The organism is Nonomuraea marmarensis (assembly GCF_043197025.1).
GTDB classification, from domain to species: Bacteria; Actinomycetota; Actinomycetes; order Streptosporangiales; family Streptosporangiaceae; genus Nonomuraea; species Nonomuraea marmarensis.
In genome coordinates this window covers 54959-70517 of the sequence record NZ_JBICRM010000011.1, presented here as the reverse complement: position 1 = coordinate 70517, position 15559 = coordinate 54959, and the positions used below count along the sequence as shown (strand labels likewise).

At 69.7% G+C, this 15559-nt stretch carries 19 protein-coding genes and 1 tRNA gene; 11 read left to right on the top strand and 9 right to left on the bottom strand.

Annotated elements, in window-relative coordinates; translation table 11 throughout:
* Positions 1 to 147 precede the first annotated feature (147 nt).
* From ACFLIM_RS19905 to ACFLIM_RS19895, 3 genes are read left to right on the top strand one after another with little or no spacing between them, the layout of a single operon-like run.
* Positions 148 to 588: a phage holin family protein gene (locus tag ACFLIM_RS19905; protein ID WP_393167484.1), complete on the top strand. Its 441-nt coding sequence runs from the start codon at positions 148 to 150 to the stop codon at positions 586 to 588.
* A complete protein-coding gene (locus ACFLIM_RS19900) occupies positions 578 to 1498 on the top strand; it encodes an alpha/beta fold hydrolase (RefSeq protein ID WP_393167483.1) in 921 nt (306 codons plus the stop codon). Before ACFLIM_RS19905 ends, ACFLIM_RS19900 begins: the two co-directional genes overlap by 11 nt.
* Complete coding sequence (locus ACFLIM_RS19895) at positions 1495 to 1938, top strand: DUF309 domain-containing protein (RefSeq protein WP_393167481.1); 444 nt, start codon at positions 1495 to 1497, stop codon at positions 1936 to 1938. The genes ACFLIM_RS19900 and ACFLIM_RS19895 overlap by 4 nt, the downstream gene beginning before the upstream one ends.
* Before the next feature lie 22 nt (positions 1939 to 1960).
* On the opposite strand, the gene ACFLIM_RS19890 is transcribed toward ACFLIM_RS19895, so the two are convergent.
* Positions 1961 to 3151, bottom strand: coding sequence for a MarP family serine protease (locus tag ACFLIM_RS19890; RefSeq protein WP_393167479.1), 1191 nt, complete (start codon positions 3149 to 3151; stop codon positions 1961 to 1963).
* A gap of 102 nt (positions 3152 to 3253) precedes the next feature.
* On the opposite strand from ACFLIM_RS19890, the gene ACFLIM_RS19885 reads away from it, so the two are divergent.
* Positions 3254 to 3745 (top strand): HEAT repeat domain-containing protein, encoded by a 492-nt coding sequence (locus tag ACFLIM_RS19885; RefSeq protein WP_393167477.1) that lies wholly within the window; start codon positions 3254 to 3256, stop codon positions 3743 to 3745.
* On the opposite strand, the gene ACFLIM_RS19880 is transcribed toward ACFLIM_RS19885, so the two are convergent.
* Positions 3742 to 4389 (bottom strand): NUDIX hydrolase, encoded by a 648-nt coding sequence (locus ACFLIM_RS19880; protein ID WP_393167475.1) that lies wholly within the window; start codon positions 4387 to 4389, stop codon positions 3742 to 3744. The genes ACFLIM_RS19885 and ACFLIM_RS19880 overlap by 4 nt on opposite strands.
* 40 nt (positions 4390 to 4429) lie before the next feature.
* The gene (gene nth, locus ACFLIM_RS19875; protein WP_393167474.1) at positions 4430 to 5152 is read right to left on the bottom strand and encodes an endonuclease III; all 723 of its coding nucleotides are present in this window, start codon (positions 5150 to 5152) and stop codon (positions 4430 to 4432) included.
* A gap of 85 nt (positions 5153 to 5237) precedes the next feature.
* Here nth and ACFLIM_RS19870 point away from each other — a divergent pair, with 85 nt between their 5' ends.
* Complete coding sequence (locus tag ACFLIM_RS19870) at positions 5238 to 5702, top strand: hypothetical protein (RefSeq protein WP_393167472.1); 465 nt, start codon at positions 5238 to 5240, stop codon at positions 5700 to 5702.
* A 112-nt stretch (positions 5703 to 5814) separates the two neighbouring features.
* Positions 5815 to 6495 carry a Crp/Fnr family transcriptional regulator gene (locus ACFLIM_RS19865; RefSeq protein WP_138690488.1) on the top strand — a complete coding sequence of 227 codons (681 nt, stop codon included), beginning with the start codon at positions 5815 to 5817 and terminating at the stop codon, positions 6493 to 6495.
* Here the strand turns inward: ACFLIM_RS19865 and ACFLIM_RS19860 are convergent.
* The 4 genes from ACFLIM_RS19860 to ACFLIM_RS19845 are packed head-to-tail and all read right to left on the bottom strand — an operon-like array spanning position 6477 to position 8720.
* The gene (locus ACFLIM_RS19860; protein WP_393167470.1) at positions 6477 to 7265 is read right to left on the bottom strand and encodes an MBL fold metallo-hydrolase; all 789 of its coding nucleotides are present in this window, start codon (positions 7263 to 7265) and stop codon (positions 6477 to 6479) included. The genes ACFLIM_RS19865 and ACFLIM_RS19860 overlap by 19 nt on opposite strands.
* Positions 7262 to 8083, bottom strand: a complete 822-nt coding sequence (locus ACFLIM_RS19855) for an NUDIX hydrolase (protein ID WP_393167468.1) — start codon at positions 8081 to 8083, stop codon at positions 7262 to 7264. Before ACFLIM_RS19855 ends, ACFLIM_RS19860 begins: the two co-directional genes overlap by 4 nt.
* 26 nt (positions 8084 to 8109) lie before the next feature.
* Positions 8110 to 8568 (bottom strand): RidA family protein, encoded by a 459-nt coding sequence (locus ACFLIM_RS19850; protein WP_393167466.1) that lies wholly within the window; start codon positions 8566 to 8568, stop codon positions 8110 to 8112.
* Positions 8565 to 8720, bottom strand: coding sequence for a hypothetical protein (locus ACFLIM_RS19845; RefSeq protein ID WP_165959776.1), 156 nt, complete (start codon positions 8718 to 8720; stop codon positions 8565 to 8567). Before ACFLIM_RS19845 ends, ACFLIM_RS19850 begins: the two co-directional genes overlap by 4 nt.
* 127 nt (positions 8721 to 8847) lie before the next feature.
* Here ACFLIM_RS19845 and ACFLIM_RS19840 point away from each other — a divergent pair, with 127 nt between their 5' ends.
* Positions 8848 to 9849: an ArsA-related P-loop ATPase gene (locus ACFLIM_RS19840; protein WP_393167464.1), complete on the top strand. Its 1002-nt coding sequence runs from the start codon at positions 8848 to 8850 to the stop codon at positions 9847 to 9849.
* Positions 9846 to 10973: an ArsA family ATPase gene (locus tag ACFLIM_RS19835; RefSeq protein WP_393167462.1), complete on the top strand. Its 1128-nt coding sequence runs from the start codon at positions 9846 to 9848 to the stop codon at positions 10971 to 10973. Before ACFLIM_RS19840 ends, ACFLIM_RS19835 begins: the two co-directional genes overlap by 4 nt.
* A gap of 49 nt (positions 10974 to 11022) precedes the next feature.
* Here ACFLIM_RS19835 and ACFLIM_RS19830 read toward each other — a convergent pair whose 3' ends face one another.
* A complete protein-coding gene (locus tag ACFLIM_RS19830; protein WP_020542548.1) occupies positions 11023 to 11319 on the bottom strand; it encodes a WhiB family transcriptional regulator in 297 nt (98 codons plus the stop codon).
* A gap of 243 nt (positions 11320 to 11562) precedes the next feature.
* Between ACFLIM_RS19830 and ACFLIM_RS19825 the strand changes: the two genes are divergently transcribed.
* Complete coding sequence (locus ACFLIM_RS19825; RefSeq protein ID WP_393167460.1) at positions 11563 to 13821, top strand: transglycosylase domain-containing protein; 2259 nt, start codon at positions 11563 to 11565, stop codon at positions 13819 to 13821.
* Positions 13822 to 13856: 35 nt separating this feature from the next.
* Here ACFLIM_RS19825 and ACFLIM_RS19820 read toward each other — a convergent pair whose 3' ends face one another.
* Positions 13857 to 14318, bottom strand: coding sequence for a GatB/YqeY domain-containing protein (locus ACFLIM_RS19820; protein WP_393167458.1), 462 nt, complete (start codon positions 14316 to 14318; stop codon positions 13857 to 13859).
* 97 nt (positions 14319 to 14415) lie between these two features.
* Between ACFLIM_RS19820 and ACFLIM_RS19815 the strand changes: the two genes are divergently transcribed.
* The gene (locus tag ACFLIM_RS19815) at positions 14416 to 15279 is read left to right on the top strand and encodes a metallophosphoesterase (RefSeq protein WP_393167827.1); all 864 of its coding nucleotides are present in this window, start codon (positions 14416 to 14418) and stop codon (positions 15277 to 15279) included.
* A gap of 64 nt (positions 15280 to 15343) precedes the next feature.
* Positions 15344 to 15417, top strand: a tRNA-Pro gene (locus tag ACFLIM_RS19810).
* The last annotated feature ends 142 nt before the right edge of the window (positions 15418 to 15559 follow it).

Genomic DNA, 15559 nt, shown 5'->3' with positions numbered 1-15559 from the left:
ATCTTGTCCGATCGGGTAGTTCTGGGAGTGACGGCGGGACTCGGTAAGTTCCCCGGCGTGTTCGGCGGCGCCTGGTTGTCAGTACGGCTCGGCGCATTGCGCTGGATGATGTTTGACACGGCCGCCAGGCCTCGATAGGAGACGTTCATGCCGCAGACTCCCGAGGAAGAATCCCTGGGCTCGTTGGTCGCCCAGGCGAGCAGTCACATCTCGTCCCTGGTCCGCTCGGAGATCGAGCTGGCCAAGGCCGAGCTCAGGTTCGACGCCAAGCGGGTCGGCATGGCCGGCGGGCTGTTCGCCGCGGCCGCCTTCATGGCGCACCTGTGTCTGATCCTCGCCTCGTTCACGATCGCGTACGTGCTCGCCCAGTGGCTGCCTCAGTGGCTGGCCTTCCTCATCGTGACCGTGTTCTACCTGCTGGTCGCGGGTCTGCTGGTGTTCATCGGGATCCGGCGGCTGAAGGGCCTGGCCGGGATGAAGCGTACGGCCAGGTCGATCAAGGGGCTCAAGGAGATCGCCACGCCCGAGGAGCCCGCGCTTCCAGCGGTCCGGCCTGATCGCGAGCCGGTGACCCGCGATGGCACCTGACGAGTCCGTCGTACAGATCCCGGGGCCCTGGACGCACCGCGCGGTGCACGCGGGCGGCACCCGCTTCCACGTCGTCGAGGCGGGTGAGGGTCCGCTGGTGCTGCTGCTGCACGGGTTCCCGCAGTTCTGGTGGACCTGGCGCAACCAGCTCACCTCGCTGTCGAAGGCCGGATACCGGGCGGTCGCGGCGGATCTGCGCGGCTACGGCGGCAGCGACAAGCCGCCGCGCGGCTACGACCTGCCCACCCTGGCCGCCGACGCGACCGGGCTGATCCGGGCGCTGGGCGAGACCGGGGCGATCGTGGTCGGGCACGACTGGGGCGGGCTGCTGGCCTGGACGATGGCCGTGCTCGACCCCAAGTGCGTGCGCCGGCTGGTGGCCGTGTCGGCGCCGCATCCGCTCCGGCTGCGCAACGCGCTGCTGACCGACCCGTTCGGGCAGCTCAAGGCCAGTAGGCAGGCGCTGGGGTTCCAGCTCCCGCTGCTGCCGGAGCGCAGGCTCACGCGGCACGACGCGTCGCTGGTGGGGCGGCTGCTGGACGAGTGGTCGCGGCCCGGCTGGCCGGAGGCCGAGGAAGCGCGGACGTACCGGGAGGCGTTCGGGATCCCGGCGGTGGCGCATTCCGCGCTGGAATACCACCGCTGGTTCGGCCGCTCGCAGTTGCGCCCAGACGGCCGGCGGTACGCCAGGGCCATGCGTACCGAGGTCGAGGCCCCTACGCTGCACCTGCACGGCGCGCTCGACCCGGGTGTCCTGCCGCGCACGGCGCAGGGTTCGAGCCGATACGTGGCGGCCCCCTACCGGTGGCGGCTGCTCGAAGGAGCGGGCCACTTCCCCCACGAGGAGGTTCCCGACGTGTTCGACACCGAGTTGCTCGGCTGGCTGGCCGATCCGGAGCCCGACCGATGAGAGATCGCGATCCCGAGGGCCGGCCGCGCAACGCCAGGCCGCGTGACGCGTACGGCAGGCCGCTCCCCTACGGCTCGCCCGGCGTGGCGAGGGTCCCCGACGACTACGCGCCCACCACGGAACAGGCCCTGGCCGACGGCCGCCGTTTCCTGGCGGAGGGCATGCCGTTCAACGCGCACGAGGTGTTCGAGGGCCGCTGGAAATGCGCGCCGGAGGACGAGCGCGAGTTGTGGCAGGGGCTCGCGCAGATCTGCGTCGGGCTGACGCACCTCCAGCGCGGCAACGGGCGCGGCGCGCTGACCCTCTTCGGCCGGGGTGCCGCCAAGGCTCAGGGGTACGGCGGTGCGTACGACGCGGTCGGCAAGGCGGCCTCCGGGCTGAGCCAGGACAGCGACCCCGACCAGGCCATCGCCCTGATCATGGAGAAGCTCCCGAGCTAGCGCGGCTTCCTGGGGCACTTGCTCAGTCGCACTCCTGCGTGCTGGCCGGCGTGGTGTCGTTTCGGCCCTGGGCGGCGTCGGGAGCGACCTCCTCGGCCGTCAGGACGTAGCCGGTCTCCTCCTCGTTGATCGCGGCGGCGAAGATCACGCCGTAGACGCTGCCGTCCACCGTGAGCAGGGGGCCGCCGGAGTTGCCCGGCAGCACCAGGCCGCGGATCGCGTAGACCTGGCGGGTGACGGTGTTCTCGCGGTAGATGTCGGGGCCCTCGGCGCCGAGCTCGTCGCCGATCCTGGCCGGCTCGGCGGTGAACCCCTTGCCCTTGGGGAACCCGGCGATGATCGCGTTGTCGCCCCGCTCGCCGTCGCCGTCGAAGGAGAGCTGCGGCAGGCCCAGCCCGGGCACGTACAGGATGGCGATGTCGCGCCGCGGGTTGTAGCGCACGACCGTGGCCGCGCGGGGGGTGTTGGTGGAGTCGATGATCTGCAGGTCACGGGTGACGCCCGCGACCACGTGGGCGTTGGTCATGATCCGGTCCGGCGCGTAGACGAAGCCGGTGCCCTCGATGTGCTTGTTGCAGCTGTCCGCGTTGCCCTGCACCTTGACGATGGCCCGCCGGGCCCGGCTCAGCTTGGCGCCCTGCAGCACGCTCTGGTCGGGCGGTGGCACGTCGACCAGCCGGCCCGCGCCGATGGCGTCGAAGACGGGCGGGAACTCCGAGCGGTCGATGAACTTCTTGAACGGCTGTTGCCAGTTGCGCGCCGTCTGCGGGATCGCGTCGTCGACCGTGGTCAGCAGCGCGGAGTTCTTCACCTGGTCGACGAGCGGGGTGAAGGCCGTGGAGACGATCAGCGACCCGATCAGCCAGGCGATGACCAGCACGGACAGCGCGCTGGCGAACGTGCCGCCCACCGCGTCGGCCACCTTCGCGGGCTCCCACGTGACGTGGCTGCGCACGACGGCGCCGATGGTGGAGGAGGCGAACTGGCCGATGGTGGCGGCCAGGAAGACGATCACGATGGCGAGCAGCGCCTGCGGCGTGTCGCCGTCGACGACGGTCTTGGAGATGGGCGGCGCGATGAAGACGCCGAGCACGGCCCCGCCGACGAACCCCACGAAGCTCATCGCCCCGATGATGAAGCCCTGCCGGTAACCCGAGATGCCGAAGGCGATCACGAGGCCGATCAATATGAGGTCAAGCAGATCACCGCGCACGCTTCAAAGGTAACCAGCGATACGGTCAAGTGTGCACGTCTTCCGCCAGGACGGCGTCACCCCCCTGGCATCTTGAGCGGTATGCCGCCGGCCGAGGGAACAGTGCGCGATCTCATCGAGGCAGCTCTGCGCGACACCGATCCTGACGGCCCGCTGCGCTGGCACGTGATCTGCCTGCTGCGCCAGCGGGGCGACCTGGAGTCGTTCATCGAGGCGCGGCGGTTGTGCGCCGCGGACAGCGTCACCGAACGCCTGCTGGGCGTGGACATCATGGGCATGTTGCAGCCGTTCGTGGACCGTACGCTGCCGGTGCTGCGCTACCTGGCCGCCAGCGAGGACGACGCCATGGTGCTCTACTCGGTGCTGATCGCGTTCGGGCATCTGGCGGACCCGCGCTCGCTCCCGTCGGTGATCGACCTGGCCGGCCACGACGACGCCAGGGTCAGGTATGGAGCCGCGTACGCGTTGCAGCACGTGCTCGGCGACCCCCCGGACCGGGCGGGCCTGGACGTGCTGCGGCAACTGGCGGCCGACAGCGACGCGGACGTGGCCGGCTGGGCCTCGCTGGGCGTCGCCCTGAGGTCGTCCGGCTAATCCCTGGCCGCCAGGTTCACCGCTTCGGGCGGCAGGTCCTCCACCCGCGCGGGATCCCACGGCCGTTCGAGCCCGGCCTCGCGCAGCACGGAGTCCAGCACCATCGCGGTGAAACCCCACACCAGCATCCCCCGCACCTTGAACGCCGGCCCCGCCATCCCGCTGGGATGCCGTAACATCACCCGGTTGCCCGGATCGACCAGCTCGGCGATCGGCACCCGCTCCACGGACTCGACCTCGTCGGGCGAGGCCGCGTGCACCGCCGACGGCTCGCGCCACCAGGCGACCACGGGCGTGACGCGGTTGTCGCTGTGGCCGAGATAGAGCTCCTCCATCGTGCACAACACGTGCACCCCGGCGGGATCGACCCCGGTCTCCTCTTCGGCCTCCCGCAGCGCCGCCTCGACCGGCCCCCCGTCGTCGGGGTCCACGCCGCCGCCCGGGAAGGCGGGTTGTCCCGGGTGCCTGCGCCCGCGGGTGCTGCGCTGGATGAGCAGCACGTCAGGCCCGTACGGCCCCTCGCCGAACAACATCAGCACCGCCGCGGCCCGCCCACCCTGCGCGGGTGGCCGCAGGTAGTGGGGCACCTGCGTGCGCTGGGCCTGCGCTGCCAACGTGTCGAGCCAGTCGGGCACTTGGGTCACGCATCCTCCAACACGCCGGGGCGCCGATGACTTCCCAAGGTCACGAGAACGGGCCGGGCCTGACGAGCTTGGCGGCCTCGGCCGTGCCGGTGGGGCCGGTGCCGTACGAGGGGCAGAGCGCGGCCAGCGGGCACACGCCGCACGCGGGACGGCGGGCATGGCACATCCGGCGGCCGTGCCAGATCACCCGGTGCGAGAAGATCGTCCACTCGCGCCTGGGCAACAGCTCACCCACGAGGTGCTCGATCTTGACGGGATCGGTCTCCTCGGTCCAGCCGAAGCGGCGCACCAGCCGCTGGAAGTGGGTGTCGACGGTGAGCCCCGGCACGCCGAACGCGTTGCCGAGCACCACGTTGGCCGTCTTGCGGCCCACGCCGGGCAGCGTGACCAGGTCTTTCAGCTTGCCGGGAATCTCGCCGCGGTAGCGATCGCACACCGCCTGCGCCATGCCGATGATGCTGTTGGTCTTCGCACGGAAGAAGCCGGTCGAGCGGATGATCTCCTCCATCTCGGACCGGTCCGCGGCGGCGTAGTCAGCCACCGTCGGATATTTCGCGAACAGCGTGGGGGTCACCATGTTGACCCTCTTGTCCGTGCACTGCGCGGAGAGGATGGTCGCGACCAGCAGCTCCAACGGGTTGCCGAAGTCGAGCTCGCAATGGGCGTCAGGGTAGGTCTCCGCGAGGATGCGGTTCATCTTGCGCGCCCGCCGTACCAGTGCGAGCTGGGTCTCCGGCTTGCGCCCCGCCGCGTTCGTGGCCATGCCGCAAGCGTAGAAGCTCCCGGGAACTGTTGAACCCTGGACGGCCCGGATCGCGTACAACCTGGCGCGTGGAAGGGGGCCGGACATGGGTGATCAGGGAGCGTCTCTGGCGTACTTCGTCCGTCACGGAGGGCCGCTGCGCGGCCAGGCGCTGCACCACCTCGCCGTGAGCTGCATGGCGGCCATGGTCAAGCTGCACGCGCGCGGCACCGCCGGGGTGGGGCTCAGCCAGGAGAGCGTGGCGCTGGGCTCCCAGGGCCAGGTGCTCATCGGCTGGCAGACCTCCGAGATCCGGGACGAGGGCGCGGCGGCGGACGACGTACGGGCCTGGGCCGACCTGGTGGTCTTCGCGGCGACCGGCGCGAAGGACGGCGATGCGACGGCCCTGCCGCCCGCGCTGAGGTTGGCGGTCGAGCAGTGCCGGCGTCCCGACCCCGCCGCGCGCCCGCGAGCCGTGGACGTGCTCCGCGTCCTGCTCGGACAGTCCGTGGCGGCGGCGATGGCCTCTGTAGACGGCCTGCTGTCAGGGGTCAATAGGCGCGTCGGGTAACTTTCCAGCAAGATGCGACTCATCAGGCGAGACCAGAACACTCTGGCATTCCCATAACCTGTGTGTGCCGCCCGGAGTGGGGTGAGTCACAATTGGCAGCAGAGGAGGCAGAGTGAACACCGAAGATGTGCTGGGCAAGGCCCCCCTGTTCGCCGCGCTGGACCGCGAGAGCGCCGCGGCGCTGCGTACGAGCATCACGGAGGTCCAGCTGTCCAAGGGGCAGACGCTCTTCCACGAGAACGAGACCGGCGACCGGCTCTACGTCGTGCTCGAAGGCAAGATCAAACTCTCTCGCACCTCGCCCGACGGGCGGGAAAACCTGTTGAGCGTGCTGGGGCCGAGCGAGATGTTCGGGGAGTTGTCGCTGTTCGATCCGCGGCCGCGCACGGCCACGGCGACCGCGCTGACCGACGTGCGGCTGGCCGGGCTCGGCCACGACGACCTGCGGCCCTGGCTGACCGGCCGGCCCGAGGTGGCCCTGCACCTGCTGCGCGCGCTCGCGCAGCGGCTGCGCCGCACCAACGACGTGCTGGCCGACCTGGTCTTCACCGACGTGCCCGGGCGGGTGGCCAAGCAGCTGCTCGACCTGGCCGAGCGGTTCGGCACCAAGACCGACGACGGGCTGCGGGTGCACCACGACCTGACGCAGGAGGAGCTGGCCCAGCTGGTCGGCGCCTCGCGCGAGACGGTCAACAAGGCGCTGGCCGACTTCGCCCAGCGCGGCTGGTTGCGGATCGAGGCCAAGGCCGTGGTCATCCTCGACATGGACCGGCTCTACAACCGGTCCAGATAGTCGAGCTGCGCCAGGACCGACATCTCGGCGGCCGGCCAGAGGGATCGGTCGACGTCGGCGTACACGATCTTGACGATCTCGCGCGGCGTGCGCGCGCCCTGCTCGCGGGCCGCCCTGATCTGGTCGAGCCGCTCGCGTCTGTGCGCGATGTAGCCGTCGAGCGCGCCGATCGGGTCGGGCAGCACCGGGCCGTGGCCCGGCAGCAGCGCCCGCGCCTCCAGGCTCTCCGCCGCCGCCCTGAGCCGGTCGAGGCTGCGGAGATAGTCGGCCAGGCCGCCGTCGCGGGCGATGATCGTGGTGCCCCTGCCGAGCACCGTGTCGCCGGTCAGCATCGCCCTGTCCTGCGGCAGCCAGAAGCACAGGGAGTCGAAGGAGTGCCCTGGCGTGCCGTACACGTGGATCTCCAGGCCGTTCACGGTCACCACGTCGCCGTCGGCGAGTCCCTCGTCGCCGAGCCGGTGGCGCGGGTCGAGCGCCCGCACGGGCGCGTTCACCATCCCGGCGAAGCGCCTGGCACCGCCGCTGTGGTCGAAATGGCCGTGGGTGAGCAGGATCTCGGTGACGCGGCGCTCTCCCAGGTGTTCCTGTACGCGGCGCAGATGCGACTCGTCGTCGGGCCCCGGATCGACCACCACGACGTCGCTCTCGCCGATGACCCAGGTGTTGGTGCCGTCGAGCGTCATGGCCGAGGGGTTGGGGGCGAGCAGGTTCTCGGCGTGTTCGGTACGGGATCCGTCGGGCGTGCCGATCGGGATGTACAGCCCGCTCATGGGGCCACCAGCCGCATCTCGCCCTCGATCTCCACGGCCCTGGGCATGATGGCCACGATCTCCCGCCGCTCGCTCAGGATGGATTGGACGTCGTCGTGGGCCGCCAGCTCGCTCAGCGTGTGGTACGTGGGCGGCATCAGGAAGATCTCCCCCTGGTGTGCCAGGTCGAGCGCCTCGGCGGGGCGTTTCCACGCGACCTGGTCGGCCTCGCCGCCCACGTCGCGGGTGCGCTGACCGTCCGGGAGCACCGCGGCGAAGAACCGCGTGTCGAAGCGTCTGTGCTCGATCTCCGGCGTGATCCAGTGCGCCCAGGGTTTGAGCAGGTCGGAGCGGAGCACCAGGCCGCGCCCGGCGAGGAAGTCGGCGAAGGACAGGCTCCGGTCGATCAGGGCCAGCCGGTCGGACTCCCAGTCGTCCCCCGTCGTGTCGGCGACCACGGACTCGGGGTCGGGCCCCGCCAGCAGCACGCCGGACTCCTCGAACGTCTCGCGTACGGCCGCGCACACCAGGCCCCGGGCGACCTCCTCGCTCGCGTGGAAGACCGCGCCCCACTCCGCGGGGGACGGCCCGGCCCAGGCCACCGCCTGGTCGGTGTCGCGGGCGTCCACGGAACCGCCGGGGAAGACGTACGCGCCCGCCGCGAAGGCCATCGTGGACTTTCGCCGGAGCAGGTAAACCTCGGGCCCCTCTCGCACGATCACCACCGTGGCGGCGTCCCGCGGGGGCACCGGCTCGACCCGTCCGGCGAGAATGTCCCGCGCCCGCGCGGCGAGTTCGGCTGGAAGCGGAAATCCGGTCCCGGTCACATAGAACACCACTCGGTTATCGTGACATATCCCGGCAATCAGGAAACTTCGGCAATCAGCTCCACCTCCACGGGGGCGTCCAGCGGGAGCGTGGCGACGCCCACGGCGCTGCGCGCGTGCCTGCCCGGCTCGCCCAGCACCTCGGCGAGCAACTCGCTCGCGCCGTTGCCGACCTTCGGCTGCTCGGTGAACGCGGGGTCGCTGGCCACGAACACCACGACCTTGACGATGCGCACCACCTTCCCCAGGTCGCCGACCTCCGACTTGACCGCTGCCAGCGCGTTGAGCGCGCATATGCGGGCCAGCTCCGCGCCCTCCTCGGTGGTCAGGTCGGCGCCCAGCTTGCCGGTCTTCGGCAGCTTGCCGTCGACGAACGGCAGCTGGCCCGAGGTGTAGACGAGGTCGCCCGTGCGCACGGCGGGCACGTAGGCCCCCGCGGGCGCCGGCACCTCGGGCAGCGTCAGGCCTAGGTCCGCGATCTTCTGCTCGGGGGTCACTGCTTCTCCCTCTTGAAGTAGGCGACGAGCTGCTCGGGCGTGGCGCCCTGCAGGATCTGGACCAGCTCCCAGCCGTCGGCGCCGAAGTTGTCGAGGATCATCTTGGTGTTGTGGATCAGCACCGGGGCCGTGAGGTACTCCCATTTCTTCATGGGGATCAGCGTAGGCGCTGTGACCCGCAGCCTGTGATGCACCGCTGAACGCGGCTCACCATAGTGTGAGCAATCTCAAACGGTGCTCGCCGGTTTCCGGCAAGTGACGGTTCGGTAGCCTCGAAACGTGGACTCTCCGGACACGGATTGGGCCGGCGTACGGCTGCACGTCATCACCGGCAAGGGCGGCACGGGCAAGACGACCGTGGCCGCCGCTCTCGCTCTCGCCCTGGCCGCCGGCGGCCGCAAGGTGCTGCTGGTCGAGGTGGAGGGCAGGCAGGGCATCGCGCAGATCTTCGATCTCCCGCCGCTGCCGTACGAAGAGCGCAGGATCGCCGTGGCGCCGTCCGGCGGCGACGTCTACGCGCTGGCCATCGATCCCGAGGAGGCCATGCTCGAGTACATGGAGATGTTCTACGGGATGCGCCGGGCCGGCCGGGCGCTGACCAAGATGGGCATCGTCGACTTCGCCACCACCGTCGCCCCCGGCTTCCGCGACGTGCTGGTCACGGGCAAGACCACCGAGGCCGTACGCAGGCGGGCCAGGAACGGCCGCAGGGTCTACGACGCGGTCGTGCTCGACGCGCCGCCCACGGGCCGCATCGCGCGCTTCCTGAACGTCACCCAGGAGGTGGCGGGCCTGGCCAAGGTCGGGCCGATCAAGAACCACTCCGAGCTGGTCAACGGAGTCGTGAAATCTCCTGAAACGGCGGTGCATCTGGTCACGCTGCTGGAGGAGATGCCGGTCCAGGAGACGCTCGACGGAATCGCCGAACTGCGTTCCGCCGGGCTGCCTACCGGCGGGATCTTCATCAACATGGTGCGCGAGTCACTGCTCCCACCGGCCGCCCTTGACACGGCTGTCAAGGGCCGGTTCGACGTCGGGGAGCTCGTGCTGGGGCTCAAGGCGGCGGGAGTGGCCGACGGCGCCGAGGCCACGACGATGGCCGAGGCGCTCGCGGAGGAGATCATCGAGCACGCCCACCGCACCGAGCTGGAGCGCGACGAGCGCGAGTCGCTGAGCGGAGCGGGGCTCAAGAGCTACGATCTGCCGCTGCTGGCCGACGGCGTGGACCTGGCCGGCCTGTACGAGCTGGCAGAGAGCATCCGCACCCAGGGAGCAGCGTGAAAAAGCCCTCCGCACTCGACATCGACGCCATCCTCGACGACGCCGGCACCAGGATCATCGTCTGCTGCGGCGCGGGCGGGGTGGGCAAGACCACGACCGCGGCGGCGCTCGGGCTGCGGGCCGCCGAGCGCGGCAGGCACGCGGTCGTGCTCACCGTGGACCCCGCCAAGCGCCTGGCCCAGTCGATGGGCCTCACCGAGCTGGACAACACGCCGCGCCTGGTCAGCTCGCCCGAGGGCGGCGGCCAGCTGTTCGCGATGATGCTCGACATGAAGCGCACGTTCGACGAGATCATCGAGGCGCACGCCGATCCCGTGCGGGCCCGCCAGATCCTGTCGAACCCCTTCTACCAGTCGCTTTCGTCCAGCTTCTCCGGCACGCAGGAATACATGGCCATGGAGAAGCTGGGCCAGCTCCGCCGCTCGGACGAGTGGGACCTGATCATCGTGGACACGCCGCCCTCGCGGTCCGCGCTCGACTTCCTCGACGCCCCCGAGCGGCTCGGGCGTTTCCTCGACGGCCGGGTCATCAGGCTGCTGACCGCCCCGGCCAAGGCCGGGGGGCGCAGCGCGTTCCGGCTGCTCAACGCCGGGTTCGGGCTGATGGCCGGGGCGCTGACCAAGCTGCTCGGCGCGCAGGTGATCAAGGACCTGCAGACGTTCGTGTCCGCGCTCGACGCCGTCTTCGGTGGGTTCAGGCAGCGGGCGGAGATGACGTACCAGCTGTTGCAGGCCCCCGGCACGGCCTTCCTCGTGGTGGCCGCGCCGGAGCGCGACGCGATGCGCGAGGCGTCCTACTTCGTCGAGCGGCTCGCAGAGGAGCGCATGCCGCTGGCCGGGCTCGTGGTCAACCGGGTGCACATGTCGCCCGCCTCGGTGCTCTCAGCGGCCCGCAGCGCCGCCGCCGCGGAGGACCTGGAGTCCAGGGGCGAGCACGAGCTGACCGCCGCCGTGCTGCGGCTGCACGCCGGGCGAATGCAGCTCAAGGCCCGCGAGAGCCGCGAGCAGGAGCACTTCTCCTCGGCCCACCCCACGGTGCCCGTGGTGCGGGTCCGCGCCATGTCCGAGGACGTCCACGATCTCACGGGTCTGCGGCAGATCGGGGACTTGCTGGCGAGCGCATGAAAGTACGGCCGGCAGACGGCGCCGGCCGTACTCACTCGCGGGCCTAGGGTCAGCCCGCGATCAGCTCGTTCGTTCGTTCGTACTCTTCCTTGGCCGACTCGAGCAGCTCGCGCCACGAGTCCACGTCAGGCCGCCGTCGAAGCAGCGCACGTCGTTCGCGTTCGGTCATGCCGCCCCACACCCCGAACTCGATGCGATTGTCCAGCGCATCGGCGAGGCATTCGGTGCGGACCGGGCAACCCCGGCAGATGAGCTTCGCTCTGTTCTGCGCGGCGCCCTGCACGAACAGGGCATCCGGATCCGCACCCTTACAGGCGGCACGGGAGGTCCAATCCGTGATCCACATTGTTCGACCCCACTCCCCTTAGGTGGTCAGTCGTCATTTGGGGCCGACGGGCGCGGGCGCCGAGCCTCCGTATTCAGTTGCCGCAGAGGAGAACGTACGCAACTAGACGTTCGGGCCGACAGACCCCAGAGGACCAAATTCTCGCGGCGGTCTTGACCGGGAATGACTAGTCACCCCCGCCAGTCAAGGCGAAATGGTGTCGTGCTACCGATTCGGTCAGTCTTTCGACGTACTCTTGGTCTCGTGCAAGCGCAGCGCAAAGATCGCTCCAACCCCATCCTCAACGTCCTCCGTCTGGTCATCGCCGGAGCGGCGGCTGGGGTGCTCGCGGCCGCTGTGGCCTTGCCCGCGGTCGGCGGGGCCGGAGTGTCGGCGAAGGGCGCTATGGAGGGCCTCAACCTCAAGCCCGAGGACCTCGACGAACCCCCTCTGCCAGAGCGGACCGAACTGGTCGACGCCGACGGCAAGCAGATCGCGCAGTTCTACTTCGAGAACCGCCAGTCCGTGCGCCTCGACCAGGTCGCCCCGATCATGCAGACCGCGCTGATCTCGATCGAGGACTTCCGTTTCTACCAGCACGGGCCGATCGACGTGGAGGGAACGGCCAGAGCTCTGCTGAAGAATTTCTCCAGCGGCGGCGTGATGCAGGGTGGCTCGTCCATCACGCAGCAGTACGTGAAGCAGGTTCTGGTCAACAAGGCCGAGACGGCTGAGGACCAGCAGGCGGCCATCGCCCCCACGGTCTCGCGCAAGCTGGCCGAGCTGCGCTATGCGATGGCGATCGAGAAGAAATACTCCAAGGCGCAGATCCTCGAGAAATATCTGAACATCGCCTACTTCGGCGCGGGCGCCCACGGCGTCCAGGCCGCGGCCAAGCGCTTCTTCGGCAAGTCCGCCTCCGAGCTCACCCTCGTCGAGGCGGCCACGCTGGCCGGCGCCGTGCAAAACCCCGCCAGGACCGACCCCAACGTCGGCCCCGAGTCCCGCGCGCGGCTGATGGAGCGGCGCAACATCGTGCTCGACAGGATGGCCGAGCTCCGCAAGATCACAGTGCAGGAGGCGGCCGAGGCCAAGGCGAAGAAGCTCGGATACAAGGACACGAAGGTGCCCGGCGGCTGCGAGGCCAGCAAATATCCGTACTTCTGCCTCTATGTCCAGTACGAGATCCTCAACAACGAGGAGTTCGGCAAGAACCCGGACGAGCGCAGGAAGTTGCTCCAGCGGGGCGGTCTGAAGATCAAGACCACGATCGACCGCAAGATGCAGGCGGCCGCCGAGAAGGCGATCAAGGACTACGTCAGCACCAAGGACAAGCCCGTGGCCTCGCAGGCCATCGTCGTTCCCGGCACCGGCGAGATCAAGGCGATGGCCGCCTCCCGGAAGTTCGGCGGGAGCAAGAAGAAGAACGAGATGAGCTACAACATCGTGGCCGACGCGGCGCACGGTGGCGGGCGCGGGTTCCAGCAGGGCTCGACGGCCAAGGTCTACACGCTGGCCACGGCGCTGGAGGAGGGCCTCAAATACGGCGACGGCCTCCCCGCTCCGGCGGGCTACACCGCCAGTGGCTACAGCTCGTTCAAGAACTGCAAGGGCGAGAACGTCGGGGATCCGTCGCACACCGTGCGTAACTCCAGCGAGAGTGGAGCCGGTTTCAAGACCCTGGAGACCGGCACGTGGGGGTCGGTGAACACGTTCTTCGTCAGGCTGGAGGAGAAGGTCGGGCTCTGCAGCGTGGTCAAGATGGCCAAGAAGCTCGGGGTCAAGCGGGCCGACGGGCAGAAGCTGTCGGAGGTCGAGACCTTCACGCTGGGGGTCAACGAGGTCGATCCGGTGACGATCGCCAGCGCGTACGCCACGTTCGCCGCGCGCGGGCAATGGTGCAGGCCGCTGGCGATCACCGAGATCACGGACCGGAACGGCAAGGCCAAGCAGTACAAACCCAAGTGCTCGCAGGTGCTGGAGGAGGAGGTCGCCGACGCGGTCAGCGGCATCCTGTCCGGCGTGTTCACCAAGGGCACGATGCGCGAGGTGGGCGGCATCGGCCGGGACGCGGCCGGCAAGACGGGCACGACGGACAACTACATGTCGGCCTGGTTCGCCGGTTACACGCCCAATCTGGCCTCCGCCGTGAGCCTGGGCGACCCGCGCGGCACCAAGGACCACGAGCTGATCGGCATCACGATCGGGGGGCAGTACTACCCGTACGTGTACGGGGCATCCATTTCCGGGCGGATCTGGAAAGACTCCATGATCGACGCCTTGAAGGGGATCGAGCCCACCGAGTTCACGCCGGTGGACCGGTCGCGGTTCGGCGGGTGCACCGAAAACTGCGCGCCCAAGCCGCCCAAGAAGAAGGACGAGGAGAGGCCGCATGGGGACGGGGACCCGTTCGGCATCTTCGACCCGGGCGGCGGGCCTGACGGGCGCGGGCCCGGCGGGGACGGGCCTGGGAACGGGCGCGGCGGCAACGGCGCCGTGGGACCCATCACTCCCGGCCGCTGAGGCCTCCTCGTTCGGGAGGAGGCCCCGCGGGTCGCCTACGCCTGGTTCGTCAGCCTTGCGCGAACGGCGGCGGCGACCCGGCCGCCCTCGGCCCGACCGGCCACCTTCGGGTTGACGACCTTCATGACCTGGCCCATGGCCTGCGGGCCCGCGGCGCCGGTCTCGGCGATGGCGGCGTCGACGAGCTTTGCCAGCTCCTCATCGGAGAGCTGCGCCGGCAGATACTCCTCCAGCACCGCCTGCTCGTCCAGCTCAGCCTGCGCCTGCTCGGCCCGGCCCGCGTTCCCGAACGCCTCGGCCGCCTCGCGCCGCTTCTTGGCCTCCTTGGTCAGGACTTTGATGATCTCGTCGTCGGTCAGCTCCCTGGCCGCCTTGCCGGCGACCTCCTCGACGTTCACCGCGGCCAGTGCCATGCGAACCGTCCGGAGACGTACCTCGTCCCGGCTCTTCAGCGAGGCCGTCAGATCGGCCTTCAGCTTGTCCTTCAATGCGCTCATGCGCTCCATCTTGCCGTCTGCGCGGACCGCGGGTCGCCTCGTGCCGGATCTCGGGCATCATGAGTACGTGAGGAAAGCCGTCGCAGTGCCACTGTCCATGCTCGGTCTCGGCCTGGCCGGGCTGGGTTACGCCTCCGTGGTGGAGCGCAACTGGTTCCGCCTGCGCCGCTTCGACGTGCCCGTGCTGGCGCGCGGCCAGCGTCCGGTACGCGTACTCCACCTGTCGGACCTGCACCTGACTCCGCGCCGGACGATGCTGATCAACTGGGTCCGCTCCCTGGGAGCCCTCAATCCCGACCTGGTGGTCAACACCGGCGACTCGATCGCCCACCCGGAGGCCGTCCCCTCGCTCCTGTACGCCCTGGAGCCCCTGCTGTCCCGCCCGGGCCTGTTCGTCTACGGCTCCAACGACCTCTACGCCCCCCAGCCGAAAAACCCGGCCCGCTACCTGTGGCGCACGTCCAAGAACGAACGCCGCCAGCACGTCCCCACCCTGCCGTGGGAGGAGCTGGGGGCGGGCATGGCGGCCGAGGGCTGGCTCGACATGAACAACACCACGGCCCGCATCAAGGTGGGCGACCTGGACGTGGCGGTGGCGGGCATCCACGACTCCCACATCTCCCGCGACCGCTACGACCTCGTGGCGGGCCCCGCACCGGCGGACGCCGACCTCCGGCTGGGCGTCATGCACTCGCCCGAGCCCCGCAACATGACCCGCTTCGCCGCGGACGGCTACCAGCTCCTGCTGGCCGGCCACACGCACGGGGGCCAGCTCTGCATCCCGTTCTACGGCGCCCTGGTCACCAATTGCGGCATCGACCGGGCCAGGGTGAAGGGCCTGAACCGCCACGACAGCGCCTGGCTCCACGTGTCCGCCGGCCTCGGCACCTCACCGTACGCCCCGGCCCGCTTCGCCTGCTTCCCTGAGGCGACACTGCTGACCCTGGTTCCCCGGCGATAAAGGCGGTCACAAGCACCTTGGGAGTCCGCTAGACTTTTCCAAGCACGTGCGGGACGGCGTGCGCCGGGGTGTAGCGCAGCTTGGCAGCGCGCTTCGTTCGGGACGAAGAGGTCGTGGGTTCAAATCCCGCCACCCCGACAGGTTTCCCGAGGTGAGGGCCTGGTTCTCAAGATCGAGAACTGGGCCCTTGATCATTTGACCGTCATTTGACCGTCCGTATGAACGCCGCCCGGGGTCACTGACGGGTTCAAACGGGTTTCCCTGGGCACCTTGATCACAG